Genomic DNA, 14,266 nt, shown 5'->3' on the forward strand with positions numbered 1-14,266 from the left:
CGGCTTCCTTAATGACACCAGTGACCGAATGATTTTAAACGTTTTCTGTCGAGTCTGCTGTGACGCTTCCCTGATGTTGGGTTTTTCCTGCCAGGTAGCGAGTTTTAAAAAGCGTGAAGTGCTCACTTAATCCTTCGGCTGCCTGCGTGTCTCCAGCCAGATCCAGTAAGGCAATCGCCACTTCGGCGGTGCAATACTGCCCCTCGGCATGGGCTTCGCGCAGACGGTAAGCGGAAAGACGTGATAAATCGACGGAGATAACCGGCAGGTTATCGAGGTACGGACTTTTACGGAACATTTTGCGCGCTTCTGGCCAGGTGCCATCAAGCATAATGAACAACGGTGTTTTACCCGTAGGTGGCGTGAAAATGACCTCACGGCCCTCGTCGGCATAAGATGCCGGGAAGACCACCATCGGTTGATAATCCGGATTGTTAACCAGTTCAAGCAGCGCTGACGGCGGCTCGGTGCGAGACCACTGAAACGCGGCGGTATCCGGCAGAATATCAGCAATCAAACGCCCGGTGTTGCTGGGTTTCATCGGTTCGGTGTCAAACATTACCAGGCAAAAACGACTCTTCGCCTGGGCAGGTCTCAGCGTTTCGCACAGGCACAGTTTCAGCGGCAGTAAGCAGCGCTGGCAGCGGCGAATACGGTTACCTCGGGCAAGAAAAGGGCGCGTGGCGCGCGCAAGGCGCTCGGCACGTAACTGGAGAACGGCGTTATTGGTCATCGGGAAGCACGTTGAAAAATGCTATTGTCGCAGAGGACAAAACGGGGCACAAGATGTGCCCCGTAGAGATTATAATGATTCGTTAAGCCAGCTATCAAACGGGGCTTTAGGCACTGCGCCATTGAGCATATCGACGACTTCACCTTTCTTGAATATCATAATGGTCGGAATGCTGCGGATGCCGAAACGTGCGCTGAGTTCGCGTTCAGCTTCGGTATTCACTTTAACAAAACGCACTTTACCGCTACGCTCTTCAGCGACATCTTCAAAGATGGGGGCGAAGTTACGGCATGGGCCACACCATGGCGCCCAGAAATCGACCACCACCGGAAGATCGTCTTTTAACAGCTTATCCAGCGTAGCACCGGTCGCATTGATCACCTCACCGTCAAACAGGTCGTGACCACAGCGTCCGCATTTGGCCGTATCCTGAACACGATCTTCGGGGATGCGGTTGATAGCCTGGCAGCTGGTACAAACGGTATTCATAACTAACCTCTGGATGAGTAGAGTGGACTTCGCGGCAATCACGCCGATATGTTTCTGTTATGTTACATATTATCGGGGAGACTGTTTTAAACAGCAATGCGTTTTATTCAATGAGTACAATAGTCATAAGCTTTTAAATGAAATAATGGCTAACGACGTGCACATCGGGTAATCTGCGCGCTTCGCGCAGAGCAGGTGGAGAAAAGAAATGAGCGACGAACTGAAGAACAAAAACGGCAAGGTCAAAGTGATGTACGTCCGCAGTGACGATGACTCGGACAAGCGCACCCAAAATCCACGTACCGGTAAAGGCGGCGGTCGCCCAGGTACTTCCCGAGCCGAAGGCGGTCGTCGCCCTGCCCGTGATGACAGAAAGGGTCCGAACAGTGAACGTGGCCGCGATCGTGGACGTGACCGCGATGTTGAACGCGACCGTAAACGTGAAGACTCACCGTGGCGTACCGTATCCCGCGCGCCGAGCGATGACGTAGCGGAAAAAGCCGATCACGGTGGGATCAGCGGCAAGAGCTTTATCGATCCTGAAGTATTACGTCGTCAGCGTGCGGAAGAAACCCGCGTTTACGGTGAGAATGCCTGTCAGGCGTTGTTCCAGAGCCGTCCGGACGCCATTGTCCGCGCCTGGTTTGTCCAGAGCGTGACACCACGATTTAAAGAAGCATTACGCTGGATGGCGGCAAACCGCAAAGCCTACCACGTGGTTGACGAAGCCGAACTGGCGAAAGCTTCCGGTACTGAACACCATGGCGGCGTGTGTTTCCTGATTAAAAAACGTAACGGTACAACCGTTAAGCAGTGGGTTGGCCAGGCGGGGGCGCAGGATTGCGTACTGGCGCTGGAAGATATCGCCAACCCGCATAACCTGGGCGGCATGATGCGCAGTTGCGCTCACTTCGGTGTGAAAGGCGTGGTCGTACAGGATGCCGCGCTGCTGGAATCCGGTGCAGCTATCCGTACCGCGGAAGGCGGTGCCGAGCACGTGCAACCGATCACTGGCGACAGTATTGTGGATGTGCTGGATGATTTCCGCAAAGCAGGCTACACGGTCGTGATGACCTCCAGCGACAAAGGTAAGCCGTTGTTCAACACCACGCTGCCAGAAAAAATGGTGCTGGTGTTAGGCCGCGAGCGTGATGCGCTACCGGAAGCAGCATGTTCTGCAGACGATTTGTGCGTCGCCATCGACGGTACGGGCAATGTAGAAACGCTCAATGTCTCCGTCGCGACGGGCGTCCTGCTCGCGGAGTGGTGGCGTCAGAACAAAGCCTGATAGTAAAAATGCCAGCGAATCGCTGGCATTTTTTTACTCGCTCTCAGCCGGCAGCACCGGCATCCAGTCGATCGGTTTTTCACCGCGTTTTTCCAGCCACTCATTTGCCAGAACAAAGTGATTGCAGCCAAAGAATCCGCGGTGTGCCGAGAGCGGAGACGGATGCGGCGCTTTCAGAATATGGTGACGCTGCGCGTCAATAATGGCCCCTTTCTTCTGCGCGTGCGCGCCCCAGAGTAAAAACACCACGCCTTCACGGTGCTCGTTAATCAGGCTAATGACTTTATCCGTAAAGGTTTCCCAGCCCAGACTGGCATGCGAATGTGCCTGTCCTGCCCGGACGGTAAGGACGGTGTTCAGTAACAGTACCCCCTGACGTGCCCAGCTTTCCAGATACCCGTGCGTGGGGCGTGTAAAGCCCGGGACCGTCGCTTCGAGTTCTTTATACATATTCAGTAATGACGGTGGAGTGGCTACGCCTGGGCGCACAGAAAACGCGAGGCCATGCGCCTGGCCGGGACCGTGGTAAGGGTCCTGTCCCAGGATGACAACTTTCACATCGCCAAGCTCGGTAAAGCGAAATGCGTTAAACACATCTTTTTGCGGCGGGTAAATCGTCATGCCTGACTGGCGTTCACCGGCGACGGTATGCAAAGTGTTAACAAAATAGGGTTGATGTTTTTCTTCGGTCAGCACATCGTGCCAGGTTAATTCGGTAGTCATCTCGCTCTCCTGCGAATTTCATTCCCCCTAGCTTAACTGCTTCTCTCTGGGGCACAAAATTCTCTACGATTCTCAAGGGACTACCCCTTAAAGATAGTTGAAAATTTATGTAAAAATTTTATCTACACGCATAGCGTAAGTTGATGTAAAACAATAAAATCCACTCATCACCACTTTGCGTGTGTGGTTTTTATTGATTTAAATCAAGGAATCAAGGGTGTGCGAGGGGTATATATACACTCAAGCAACAATGGTTTTACCAATTGGCCGCGCGACGGCCAACCGAAATCAAATAATTTTGCCGGGGAGGCATCAACATGATTACAGGTATCCAGATTACTAAAGCTGCAAACGACGACCTGCTGAACTCTTTCTGGCTGCTGGACAGCGAAAAAGGCGAAGCACGCTGCATCGTTGCTAAAGCAGGTTTCTCTGCTGATGAAGTCGTTGCCGTCAGCAAACTGGGCGAAATCGAATACCGTGAAGTACCGGTAGACGTACAGCCAGAAGTTCGCGTAGAAGGTGGCCAGCACCTGAACGTTAACGTTCTGCGTCGTGAAACGCTGGAAGATGCGGTTAAGCACCCGGAAAAATACCCGCAGCTGACTATTCGTGTTTCTGGTTATGCGGTGCGTTTCAACTCACTGACTCCAGAACAGCAGCGCGACGTTATTGCCCGTACCTTTACTGAGAGCCTGTAAGGCTCGCGGGGTTATACCCCCGGTAATCAGATAATAAAAAAAGCGGAACATGCACTGGCATGTTCCGCTTTTTTGTCGTTGAAAGAAGGTAAAAAAATGCCGGGTTCATTAACCCGGCATACCGTTTACTCTTTGTCAGACTGCGGCGCGGCAGCTGCGCTCGGCTTGCGACGCTTGCCGATATTTTTGGCGTCGCGGTGACGTTTCTTCACGCGCGGCTTCTCTTTATCTTTCTCTTTTTTCTCTGCACGTTTCGCCAGCACTTTCTTGGATGGCTTACCGTTAGACTTCTCACTTGGCGCGCGCGTTGTTGGACGCAGTTCGTCAACCACGCGCGGCTTTAGCTGCTCGTCGACATAGCGACTCGCTTTGCCGAGCAGCAGGTGGTCGTGCGCTTCTACCAGAGAAATGGCGGTGCCTTTACGGCCTGCGCGACCGGTACGGCCAATACGGTGCAAATAGGCATCGCCACTACGAGGCATGTCGTAGTTAAACACGTGGCTGACATCAGGAATGTCGATACCGCGTGCCGCAACGTCGGTGGCAACCAGCACATTCACACGACCATCGGTCAGGCGTTTGATCGCTTCGTTACGCTTGCTTTGTACCATCTCGCCTTCGAGATAGCAGTTGTTGATCCCCGCCTGGCGCAGCCAGCCAGCCAGCTCGTGCACGCGCTCGCGTTTACGCACAAAGACGATAGAACGCGTTGCTTCAGGCTGTTTTAACAGGTGAATCAGCAACGCTGTTTTGTGTTCGATATCATCGGCACGATAGTACCACTGATGGATCTTCTTACGTTCGCGGGTGGATGGATCCGCAGAAACCTCAACCGGATCTTCCAGCAGGCGCTCGGCAAAATCTTTAACCGCATTGCCTTCCAGAGTGGCAGAGAACAGCATGGTCTGCTTGCGCCAGCGGGTTTCACCGGCAATATGCTCGATATCCTGCGCGAAGCCCATATCCAGCATACGGTCGGCTTCATCGAGGATCAGCGTTTCAACCGCATGGCAGTCGAAGTTCTCTTCTTTAATGTATTGCAGCAGACGCCCGGTGGTCGCGACCACGATGTCCTGATTTTCGCTGAACACTTCCATATGGTTCATGTAGGCCACGCCGCCGGTGATGGTGGCGACATCCAGATGCGTATTCTTCGCCAGTTCACGGGCGTGATCGGCAACTTGCATTGCCAGTTCACGGGTCGGCGTCAGAATTAAAACGCGCGGTGGACCTGATTTTTTGCGCGGAAAGTCGAGCAGGTGCTGCAACACTGGCAGCAAATATGCCGCCGTTTTACCGGTGCCTGTCGGCGCAGAACCGAGTACATCACGGCCATCGAGCGCAGGTGGAATGGCGGCTGCCTGAATAGCTGTCGGGCGAGTGAAACCTTTTTCCTGGAGGGCATCCAGCAGGCTTTCATCGAGTTCAAGTTCGGAAAAAGTCGTTACAGTCATGTTCTACCTCTGTGTGGGGCGCTGATTATAGACGTTACGGCTGCAATCTTCATCTGTTTGTATGGATATACCTTCTCAGGTATTGTTTTTATCCTATGTTATCGTTTTTTTTCCAGGAAGGTTGTTTTTCATGCCCCAGTCTTCATCAGTACTTCGACGTAATGGGTTTACCTTTAAACAGTTTTTTGTGGCACACGATCGTTGTGCAATGAAAGTTGGGACTGACGGAATTTTATTGGGGGCCTGGGCCCCTGTCGCAGGCGTAAAGCGGATCCTTGATATCGGCACCGGGAGTGGTTTGTTAGCACTGATGCTGGCCCAGCGTACAGATAACAGCGTCCTGATTGATGCGGTGGAGCTGGATGTTGACGCCGCGCAACAGGCAGAGGAAAACATCGCGCAATCTCCGTGGGGGCAGCGTATCCGGATCCATACTGAAGATGCTCAACGGTGGATACCTCGCCAGACCGTGCGCTTTGATCTGATTATCAGTAATCCCCCTTATTATGAGCAAGGCGTGGAGTGTGGTTCGCCACAGCGCGAGCAGGCACGTTATACCACGACGCTCGATCATGCGGCGCTGATAACGCTGGCGGCGGACAGTATTACAGAAGAGGGCTTTTTTTGCGTGGTACTGCCGGAGCAGATTGGTAACGCTTTTACCCAGCAGGCATTAAACATGGGATGGCATCTGCGTCTGCGTACGGATGTGGCGGAAACCGAAGCCCGGCTGCCGCATCGGGTCCTGCTGGCTTTCTCCCCGCAGGCCGGGGAGTGCTTTAGCGACAGATTAGTGATCCGTGGGCCAGACCAGCGTTACTCAGAAGGTTACACCGCGCTGACCCAGGCATTTTATCTGTTTATGTGATGGCTAAGCGGCGAAAGAATAGAAGGGCCGGATTCAGGCAACTGCTCTGGATAATCCAGCGTGAAGTGCAGGCCCCGGCTCTCTTTACGCATCATTGCGCAGCGCACAATCAGCTCGGCAACCTGCACCAAATTGCGCAGCTCCAGTAAATTGTTCGACACGCGGAAATGGGCGTAATACTCGTCGATTTCCTGTTGCAGCATCGTGATACGCCGCAGGGCTCGCTCCAGACGTTTAGTGGTGCGTACAATGCCAACGTAATCCCACATAAATAGCCGCAGTTCATGCCAGTTATGCTGGATGACAACCAGCTCATCCGGATTTTCCACCCGGCTTTCATCCCAACCCGGAAGCGTGCTTACACTACGTGCGTAGGGCATTCTACGATCAATATCTTCAGCTGCAGACCAGCCGTAGACCAGGCACTCCAGCAGTGAGTTAGACGCCATACGATTTGCACCATGCAGCCCGGTGTAGCTCACTTCGCCGATGGCATACAGACCATCGACGTCAGTCCGTCCATAATCATCGACCATCACGCCACCGCAGGTATAGTGCGCAGCTGGCACGATAGGCACTGGCTCTTTGGTCAGGTCGATCCCCAGGCCCAGCAGCTTTTCATAAATCATCGGAAAATGCTGGCGGACAAATTCTTCCGGTTTATGACTGATGTCGATGAACATGCAGTCCGCACCCAGACGCTTCATTTCATGATCGATAGCACGCGCCACGATATCGCGCGGCGCCAGTTCACCACGCTCATCAAAGTCGGGCATAAAGCGTGAGCCGTCCGGGCGCTTCAGATGGGCACCTTCGCCACGCAGCGCTTCAGTCAGTAGAAAATTGCGCGCCTGCGGGTGATACAGCGCGGTGGGGTGAAACTGATTAAATTCGAGGTTGGCGACACGACACCCTGCGCGCCAGGCCATCGCAATTCCATCGCCGGAGGAGATATCCGGATTGGTGGTGTACTGATAGACCTTCGATGCACCACCGGTGGCCAGCACGACGGATTTGGCATGGCAGGTTTCGACGGCTTCTTTATTACGGTTCCAGATCCATGCGCCAACTACCCGGCGCGTGCCCGGCAAGCCGATTTTATCGGAGATGATCAGGTCCACGGCGTTGCTACGTTCCAGCACCTGAATGTTGGGATGATTTTGTGCCTTGCTGACCAGCGTGGTTTCGACCTCTTTGCCGGTGGCATCAGCCGCATGCAGGATACGTCGATGGCTATGGCCGCCTTCGCGGGTCAGGTGATAACTCTCTTCACCATTGGGCTGAACCTGCGTATCAAACAAAACGCCTTGATCAATGAGCCACTGGACGCACGTTCGGGCGTTGCTGGCGACGAACTCAACTGCATGGCGATCACACAATCCCGCGCCGGCAATCAGCGTATCCTCGACGTGAGAATCGATACTGTCGGTTTCATCAAAAACAGCGGCAATGCCTCCCTGGGCATAGAATGTAGAGCCTTCACTCACAGGCCCCTTACTCAGGACAATAACCCGATGTTTCTCAGCCAAGCGCAAAGCCAGTGAGAGTCCGGCAGCACCGCTGCCAATAATCAGCACATCACAGGATAATTCAGGCGTTGTATTCATGATTGTTGTTTAATTTACTAAACAGTGTTTGGTCACCATAGCACCACATTGTGCGAAACTGCACGTTATATTTTTAATTGTGTTGCAATGGCTAAACACGAAAGAAATTCATAGTGAGAGATAAAGTATGAAAAATATTTTGTGTAGCAGGCCGTTAGCGTCAGATTAGGAGATGAAATAAAGTGCCCGTTGGGTTACTCTGCAAGCGGTTTAATGGGCATTTCTGTACAGATAGTGCGTTGATCGGGTTATGTAGACTTATAATGAGAGATAAGACCTGTCTACAACATGACAAACAAAAACAAATGCGTAACGGAACTTTACGAAACTTGAGCACTCCAAGTCATTGCTTGCTCATAGTGCAGCTGATGGAGTGGCGTTTCGAAAGCGCGTGGAAATTTGGTTTGGGGAGACTTTACCTCGGATGAGCGAGCAGTTAACGGACCAGGTCCTGGTAGAACGGGTCCAGAAGGGAGATCAGAAAGCCTTTAATTTACTGGTAGTTCGCTATCAGCATAAGGTGGCGAGTCTGGTTTCCCGCTATGTACCGTCGGGCGATGTTCCCGATGTTGTACAGGAAGCATTTATTAAGGCCTATCGTGCGCTGGATTCGTTCCGGGGAGATAGTGCTTTTTATACCTGGCTGTATCGTATTGCAGTCAATACAGCGAAGAATTACCTGGTCGCTCAGGGGCGTCGTCCACCTTCCAGTGATATAGATGCGATAGAAGCAGAAAATTACGAAAGTGGCGGTGCGCTGAAAGAAATTTCGAACCCTGAGAACTTAATGTTGTCAGAAGAACTGAGACAGATAGTTTTCCGAACTATTGAGTCCCTCCCGGAAGATTTACGCATGGCAATAACCTTGCGGGAGCTGGATGGCCTGAGCTATGAAGAGATAGCCGCTATCATGGATTGTCCGGTGGGTACGGTGCGTTCTCGTATCTTCCGAGCGAGGGAAGCTATTGATAATAAAGTTCAACCGCTTATCAGGCGTTGACGGTAGCGGGATACTGGAAAAGGTATTAGGCATGCAGAAAGAAAAACTTTCCGCTTTAATGGATGGCGAAACGCTGGATACTGAGTTACTCAAAGAGCTGACTCACGACCCGGAAATGCAAAAAACCTGGGAGAGTTATCACCTGATCCGCGATTCCATGCGAGGTGATACCGCCGACGTTCTCCATTTCGATATTTCCGACCGAGTAATGGCAGCCATCGCAGATGAGCCAGTACGTCAGGCGGCGCCATTGATTCCTGAGGCCCAGCCAGCACCACATCAGTGGCAGAAAATGCCATTCTGGAAGAAAATGCGTCCGTGGGCCGCTCAGCTTACTCAAATGGGTGTGGCCGCGTGCGTATCGCTTGCAGTTATCGTTGGCGTCCAGCACTATAATGGGCAATCTGAAACGTCCCAGCAGCCCGAAACGCCGGTATTTAATACATTACCGATGATGGGTAAAGCCAGTCCGGTGAGCTTGGGTGTACCTTCTGACGCGACGGCCAGCAGCGGCGGTCAGCAACAGCAGGTGCAGGAGCAGCGTCGTCGTATCAATGCTATGTTGCAGGATTACGAACTGCAGCGCCGACTGCACTCCGAACAGCTTCAGTTTGAGAAGGCACAGACACAGCAAGCCGCTGTACAGGTGCCAGGAATTCAAACTTTAGGAACGCAATCGCAGTAATGAAGCAACTTTGGTTTGCCATGTCACTTGTGGCTGGTAGCCTGTTCTTCTCTGTCAACGCCTCGGCCACTCCTGCGTCCGGGGCGTTATTGCAGCAGATGAATCTGGCCAGCCAGTCGCTCACCTATGAGCTGTCCTTCGTCAGCATCAATAAACAGGGTGTTGAATCCCTACGTTATCGACATGCTCGTCTGGATAACCGTCCGCTTGCACAACTGTTGCAATTAGATGGACCACGCCGGGAAGTCGTACAACGTGGGAATGAGATCAGCTATTTTGAGCCGGGGCTTGAACCGTTCACGCTGAACGGTGATTATATTGTTGATTCTCTGCCATCTCTGATTTACACCGACTTTAAACGTCTCGCACCCTACTATGATTTTATCTCGGTAGGCCGAACACGTATTGCCGACAGGCTTTGTGAAGTGCTCCGCGTCGTGGCGCGTGACGGGACTCGTTACAGCTACATTGTCTGGATGGACACCGAAACTAAGCTACCGATGCGCGTCGATCTTCTTGACCGGGATGGCGAAACGCTGGAACAGTTCCGCGTGATCGCTTTTACCGTGAATAGCGGCGTCGGAGACAGCATGCAGACGCTGGCAAAAGCCAACCTGCCGCCGTTGCTATCCGTTCCCGCAGGCGAGAAAACCAACTTCAACTGGAGCCCATCGTGGTTGCCGCAAGGATTCAGTGAAGTCTCTAGCAGCCGTCGTCCACTGCCGACGATGGACAATATGCCGATTGAATCGCGTCTTTATTCTGACGGGCTGTTCAGCTTCTCTGTGAATGTGAACCGCGCGCAGCAAAACAGCGCCGATCAGCTCCTGCGTACCGGACGCCGCACGGTCAGTACCAGCGTACGAGATAATGCCGAAATCACTATCGTTGGTGAACTTCCGCCGCAAACGGCGAAGCGCATCGCGGACAATATCAAGTTCAGGGCTGCACAATGATCAAAGAGTGGGCAACGGTTGTTTCCTGGCAAAATGGCCTGGCGACAGTCAGCTGTGACGTTAAAGCGTCGTGCAGCAGCTGTGCCTCAAGGGCCGGATGCGGAAGCCGTGTGCTGAATAAACTGGGACCGCAGACAACGCACACCATTGTGGTGCCTAGCGTTGAACCGCTGGCTCCCGGTCAGAAAGTTGAGCTAGGCATTGCTGAAGGCAGCCTGTTGGGCTCGGCAATGTTAGTCTATCTGTCTCCGCTGGCGGGGCTGTTTGTTTTTGCCGCATTGTTCCAGGTATTGTTTGGCAGCGATATCGCCGCGTTAAGCGGTGCGATACTGGGCGGTGTGGGTGGATTCCTGATTGCTCGTGGTTTCTCACGCAAGCTGGCTGAACGTGAGGCCTGGCAACCGGTGATTCTCAATGTTGCTCTCCCGCCTGACCTTCTTCGCGTCGAAACACACCAGTGATATATATGCCTGATGGCGCTGCGCTTATCAGGCCTACAGGACCGTTACTACGTAGGCCAGATAGGGCACTTTCGCCGTACTTCGGTAAAAGTTTCACTGACTTTGCTAAGTTGTTTCCAGTTCCCGCTATCCTTGCTCTATGAACATTTCCTCGCCTCAGCGTTGTAGTGTAGAATGCGGCGTTTCACTTAAACCGACGTTAAGCTCAGAACAGCGACTTCTCAAAGCCTGCCCAGGCAGGCGTAAGGCACAATAATTACACTATATGAAGAACATACGTAACTTTTCAATCATAGCTCACATCGACCACGGTAAATCAACGCTGTCTGACCGTATTATCCAGATCTGCGGTGGCCTGTCTGACCGTGAAATGGAAGCGCAGGTTCTCGACTCGATGGATCTTGAGCGTGAGCGCGGTATTACTATCAAAGCGCAGAGCGTGACGCTCGATTTCAAATCATCTGATGGTGAAACCTACCAGCTTAACTTTATCGACACGCCGGGCCACGTTGACTTCTCGTATGAAGTTTCGCGCTCGCTTGCCGCCTGTGAAGGCGCTCTGCTGGTGGTTGACGCCGGACAGGGTGTTGAAGCGCAAACGCTGGCTAACTGCTATACCGCCCTGGAAATGGATCTCGAGGTGGTGCCGGTACTGAACAAAATTGACCTGCCGGCTGCCGATCCTGAGCGTGTAGCGGAAGAGATCGAAGATATCGTCGGTATCGATGCGACAGATGCGGTTCGCTGCTCGGCGAAAACCGGCGTCGGCGTGACCGATGTTCTGGAACGTCTGGTGCGCGAAATTCCGCCGCCGGAAGGTGATCCGGAAGGCCCGCTGCAGGCGCTGATCATTGACTCCTGGTTCGATAACTATCTGGGTGTGGTCTCGCTGGTACGTATTAAAAACGGCACCATGCGCAAAGGCGACAAAATCAAAGTGATGAGCACCGGGCAGGTGTATAACGCTGACCGTCTGGGGATCTTCACGCCTAAGCAGGTTGACCGTACCGAACTGAAGTGCGGCGAAGTGGGTTGGCTGGTTTGTGCGATTAAAGATATTCTCGGCGCCCCGGTCGGCGATACGCTGACTCAGGCACGTAATCCGGCAGATAAAGCGCTGCCAGGATTTAAAAAGGTGAAACCGCAGGTTTACGCCGGTCTGTTCCCGGTCAGCTCTGACGATTACGAAAACTTCCGTGATGCGTTAGGTAAGCTGAGCCTGAACGATGCCTCCCTGTTCTATGAACCGGAAAGCTCTACCGCGCTGGGCTTCGGCTTCCGCTGTGGCTTCCTTGGTTTGCTGCACATGGAGATCATTCAGGAACGTCTGGAACGTGAATACGATCTGGACCTGATCACCACTGCACCGACCGTTGTTTACGAAGTTGAAACCACGGGTAAAGAGACTATCTATGTTGATAGCCCGTCCAAACTGCCGCCGCTGAACAACATCTATGAGCTGCGCGAGCCGATCGCTGAGTGTCATATGCTGCTGCCTCAGGCATATCTCGGCAACGTTATCACGCTGTGTATCGAGAAGCGTGGCGTACAGACCAACATGGTTTACCACGGTAACCAGGTGGCGCTGACCTATGAAATCCCGATGGCAGAAGTGGTGCTCGACTTCTTCGACCGCCTGAAGTCAACGTCTCGTGGCTATGCGTCACTGGACTATAACTTCAAACGCTTCCAGGCCTCTGACATGGTGCGCGTTGATGTTCTGATCAACAACGAGCGTGTTGATGCGCTGGCGCTCATTACCCACCGTGATAACTCACAGAGCCGCGGCCGTGAGCTGGTGGAAAAGATGAAAGAACTGATCCCACGCCAGCAGTTTGATATCGCGATTCAGGCAGCCATTGGTACGCACATCATTGCGCGTTCAACGGTTAAGCAGCTGCGTAAAAACGTTCTGGCTAAGTGCTATGGCGGTGATATTAGCCGTAAGAAAAAGCTGCTGCAGAAACAGAAAGAAGGTAAAAAACGCATGAAGCAGATCGGTAACGTCGAGCTGCCTCAGGAAGCGTTCCTCGCCATTCTGCATGTCGGTAAAGACAGCAAATAATCCTAAGGAGTTGGCATGGCGAATATGTTTGCCCTGATTCTGGTGATTGCCACACTGGTGACGGGCATTTTATGGTGCGTAGATAAATTTATCTTTGCGCCAAAACGCCGGGAGCGTCAGGCAGCGGCACAAGCCGCTGCGGGTGATTCACTGGATAACGCAACGCTGAAAAAAGTCTCCCCGAAGCCGGGCTGGCTGGAAACCGGAGCATCCGTGTTCCCGGTACTGGCGATTGTACTGGTGGTGCGTTCATTTATTTATGAGCCGTTCCAGATCCCATCGGGTTCGATGATGCCGACGCTGTTAATTGGTGATTTTATTCTGGTGGAGAAATTTGCCTACGGAATTAAAGATCCGATTTATCAGAAAACACTGATCGAAACGGGCCATCCGAAACGCGGTGATGTCGTGGTGTTTAAATACCCGGAGGATCCGCGCCTGGACTACATCAAACGCGCTGTCGGTTTACCGGGAGACAAAGTGACGTACGATCCAGTGGCGAAAGAGGTCACGATCCAGCCAGGATGCCGCTCCGGTCAGGCGTGTCAAAACGCATTGCCGGTCACGTACTCTGACGTTCAGCCGAGTGATTTCGTGCAGACGTTTGCACGTCGTAACGGTGGCGAAGCGACCAGTGGTTTCTTCGAACTTCCGCTGAGCGAAACGAAAGATAACGGTATTCGCCTGACCGAACGTAAAGAGACGCTGGGCGAGGTGACGCACCGCATTCTGACCGTGCCAATCGCGCAGGATCAGGTGGGGATGTACTACCGCCAACCGGGTCAGCAACTGGCGACCTGGATTGTTCCACCGGGACACTACTTCATGATGGGTGATAACCGCGACAACAGCGCGGACAGCCGTTACTGGGGATTTGTACCGGAAGCGAATCTGGTGGGTAAAGCGACGGGCATCTGGATGAGTTTCGACAAGCAAGAAGGTGAATGGCCGACCGGTGTTCGTTTAAGCCGTATTGGTGGTATTCATTAATTGCTGATAATCGTTCACGTTGTCGTCATAATGGCGGCAACGTGAATTATTTCTCGGATAAATTCCCGCAGACTAACGACATCCCTTGTCGTTGTGTATAGAATATTCCCCCGTAGTTTTAGGTTGGCACCGTCAGGTTGCCACGGCACACGAAACAGCGTTGATTCGTATACAAGCGCATTCAGGCGACGCCGAAACGGCTAACCGAGTGATGTATATCAGGTCTGTTTCGTGTGCTGGATTGTT

15 protein-coding genes are annotated in these 14,266 nt (G+C 52.8%); 10 read left to right on the forward strand and 5 right to left on the reverse strand.

Annotation, left to right across the window (positions count from 1 at the left end):
* Nucleotides 1-34 precede the first annotated feature (34 nt).
* Together tapT and trxC are read right to left on the reverse strand one after the other, a co-directional pair.
* Entirely contained in the window at nt 35-733 is a 699-nt protein-coding gene (gene tapT, locus AC3ITF_RS05810; RefSeq protein WP_096756114.1) for a tRNA-uridine aminocarboxypropyltransferase, read from the reverse strand.
* 69 nt (nt 734-802) lie between these two features.
* A complete protein-coding gene (trxC, locus tag AC3ITF_RS05815; RefSeq protein ID WP_045446319.1) occupies nt 803-1,222 on the reverse strand; it encodes a thioredoxin TrxC in 420 nt (139 codons plus the stop codon).
* Between the two features lie 208 nt (nt 1,223-1,430).
* Between trxC and AC3ITF_RS05820 the strand changes: the two genes are divergently transcribed.
* Nucleotides 1,431-2,510 carry a tRNA/rRNA methyltransferase gene (locus AC3ITF_RS05820; protein ID WP_096756115.1) on the forward strand — a complete coding sequence of 360 codons (1,080 nt, stop codon included), beginning with the start codon at nt 1,431-1,433 and terminating at the stop codon, nt 2,508-2,510.
* Nucleotides 2,511-2,543: 33 nt separating this feature from the next.
* Here the strand turns inward: AC3ITF_RS05820 and ung are convergent, their stop codons facing one another.
* Nucleotides 2,544-3,233: a uracil-DNA glycosylase gene (gene ung / locus AC3ITF_RS05825; RefSeq protein WP_489176217.1), complete on the reverse strand. Its 690-nt coding sequence runs from the start codon at nt 3,231-3,233 to the stop codon at nt 2,544-2,546.
* Between the two features lie 317 nt (nt 3,234-3,550).
* Here ung and grcA point away from each other — a divergent pair, with 317 nt between their 5' ends.
* Nucleotides 3,551-3,934 (forward strand): autonomous glycyl radical cofactor GrcA, encoded by a 384-nt coding sequence (gene grcA / locus AC3ITF_RS05830; RefSeq protein ID WP_096756118.1) that lies wholly within the window; start codon nt 3,551-3,553, stop codon nt 3,932-3,934.
* Nucleotides 3,935-4,059: 125 nt separating this feature from the next.
* On the opposite strand, the gene srmB is transcribed toward grcA, so the two are convergent.
* Nucleotides 4,060-5,388: an ATP-dependent RNA helicase SrmB gene (srmB, locus tag AC3ITF_RS05835; protein ID WP_096756119.1), complete on the reverse strand. Its 1,329-nt coding sequence runs from the start codon at nt 5,386-5,388 to the stop codon at nt 4,060-4,062.
* 130 nt (nt 5,389-5,518) lie between these two features.
* Between srmB and trmN the strand changes: the two genes are divergently transcribed.
* Nucleotides 5,519-6,256: a tRNA(1)(Val) (adenine(37)-N(6))-methyltransferase TrmN gene (trmN, locus tag AC3ITF_RS05840; RefSeq protein ID WP_489176218.1), complete on the forward strand. Its 738-nt coding sequence runs from the start codon at nt 5,519-5,521 to the stop codon at nt 6,254-6,256.
* Here trmN and nadB read toward each other — a convergent pair.
* On the reverse strand, nt 6,241-7,863 hold the full coding sequence (gene nadB / locus AC3ITF_RS05845; RefSeq protein ID WP_137361868.1) for an L-aspartate oxidase: 1,623 nt from the start codon (nt 7,861-7,863) through the stop codon (nt 6,241-6,243). The two genes, trmN and nadB, sit on opposite strands and share 16 nt — an antisense overlap.
* A 263-nt stretch (nt 7,864-8,126) precedes the next feature.
* Here nadB and rseD point away from each other — a divergent pair, with 263 nt between their 5' ends.
* The 7 genes from rseD (at nt 8,127) to lepB (ending at nt 14,020) form a co-directional block, all read left to right on the forward strand.
* Complete coding sequence (gene rseD, locus AC3ITF_RS05850; protein WP_135911581.1) at nt 8,127-8,291, forward strand: rpoE leader peptide RseD; 165 nt, start codon at nt 8,127-8,129, stop codon at nt 8,289-8,291.
* The gene (gene rpoE, locus AC3ITF_RS05855; protein ID WP_003037573.1) at nt 8,288-8,863 is read left to right on the forward strand and encodes an RNA polymerase sigma factor RpoE; all 576 of its coding nucleotides are present in this window, start codon (nt 8,288-8,290) and stop codon (nt 8,861-8,863) included. The genes rseD and rpoE overlap by 4 nt, the downstream gene beginning before the upstream one ends.
* Nucleotides 8,864-8,894: 31 nt before the next feature.
* On the forward strand, nt 8,895-9,548 hold the full coding sequence (gene rseA / locus AC3ITF_RS05860) for an anti-sigma-E factor RseA (RefSeq protein WP_489176219.1): 654 nt from the start codon (nt 8,895-8,897) through the stop codon (nt 9,546-9,548).
* The gene (gene rseB / locus AC3ITF_RS05865) at nt 9,548-10,504 is read left to right on the forward strand and encodes a sigma-E factor regulatory protein RseB (RefSeq protein WP_117343490.1); all 957 of its coding nucleotides are present in this window, start codon (nt 9,548-9,550) and stop codon (nt 10,502-10,504) included. Before rseA ends, rseB begins: the two co-directional genes overlap by 1 nt.
* Nucleotides 10,501-10,965: a SoxR-reducing system protein RseC gene (rseC, locus tag AC3ITF_RS05870; protein WP_115257751.1), complete on the forward strand. Its 465-nt coding sequence runs from the start codon at nt 10,501-10,503 to the stop codon at nt 10,963-10,965. Before rseB ends, rseC begins: the two co-directional genes overlap by 4 nt.
* A 265-nt stretch (nt 10,966-11,230) precedes the next feature.
* Entirely contained in the window at nt 11,231-13,030 is a 1,800-nt protein-coding gene (gene lepA, locus AC3ITF_RS05875; RefSeq protein ID WP_096756125.1) for a translation elongation factor 4, read from the forward strand.
* Nucleotides 13,031-13,045: 15 nt separating this feature from the next.
* The gene (gene lepB, locus AC3ITF_RS05880; protein ID WP_096756126.1) at nt 13,046-14,020 is read left to right on the forward strand and encodes a signal peptidase I; all 975 of its coding nucleotides are present in this window, start codon (nt 13,046-13,048) and stop codon (nt 14,018-14,020) included.
* Nucleotides 14,021-14,266 lie beyond the last annotated feature (246 nt).

This window comes from Citrobacter sp. KH_055_1, assembly GCF_057838705.1.

Coding starts and splice junctions, on each gene's coding strand:
- lepB (WP_096756126.1), top strand. CDS start 13,046: ATGGCGAATATGTTTGCCCTGATTCTGGTGATTGCCACACTGGTGACG.
- srmB (WP_096756119.1), bottom strand. CDS start 5,388: ATGACTGTAACGACTTTTTCCGAACTTGAACTCGATGAAAGCCTGCTG.
- lepA (WP_096756125.1), top strand. CDS start 11,231: ATGAAGAACATACGTAACTTTTCAATCATAGCTCACATCGACCACGGT.
- rpoE (WP_003037573.1), top strand. CDS start 8,288: ATGAGCGAGCAGTTAACGGACCAGGTCCTGGTAGAACGGGTCCAGAAG.
- rseC (WP_115257751.1), top strand. CDS start 10,501: ATGATCAAAGAGTGGGCAACGGTTGTTTCCTGGCAAAATGGCCTGGCG.
- rseA (WP_489176219.1), top strand. CDS start 8,895: ATGCAGAAAGAAAAACTTTCCGCTTTAATGGATGGCGAAACGCTGGAT.
- rseB (WP_117343490.1), top strand. CDS start 9,548: ATGAAGCAACTTTGGTTTGCCATGTCACTTGTGGCTGGTAGCCTGTTC.
- nadB (WP_137361868.1), bottom strand. CDS start 7,863: ATGAATACAACGCCTGAATTATCCTGTGATGTGCTGATTATTGGCAGC.
- trxC (WP_045446319.1), bottom strand. CDS start 1,222: ATGAATACCGTTTGTACCAGCTGCCAGGCTATCAACCGCATCCCCGAA.
- grcA (WP_096756118.1), top strand. CDS start 3,551: ATGATTACAGGTATCCAGATTACTAAAGCTGCAAACGACGACCTGCTG.
- ung (WP_489176217.1), bottom strand. CDS start 3,233: ATGACTACCGAATTAACCTGGCACGATGTGCTGACCGAAGAAAAACAT.
- rseD (WP_135911581.1), top strand. CDS start 8,127: ATGAGAGATAAGACCTGTCTACAACATGACAAACAAAAACAAATGCGT.
- tapT (WP_096756114.1), bottom strand. CDS start 733: ATGACCAATAACGCCGTTCTCCAGTTACGTGCCGAGCGCCTTGCGCGC.
- trmN (WP_489176218.1), top strand. CDS start 5,519: ATGCCCCAGTCTTCATCAGTACTTCGACGTAATGGGTTTACCTTTAAA.
- AC3ITF_RS05820 (WP_096756115.1), top strand. CDS start 1,431: ATGAGCGACGAACTGAAGAACAAAAACGGCAAGGTCAAAGTGATGTAC.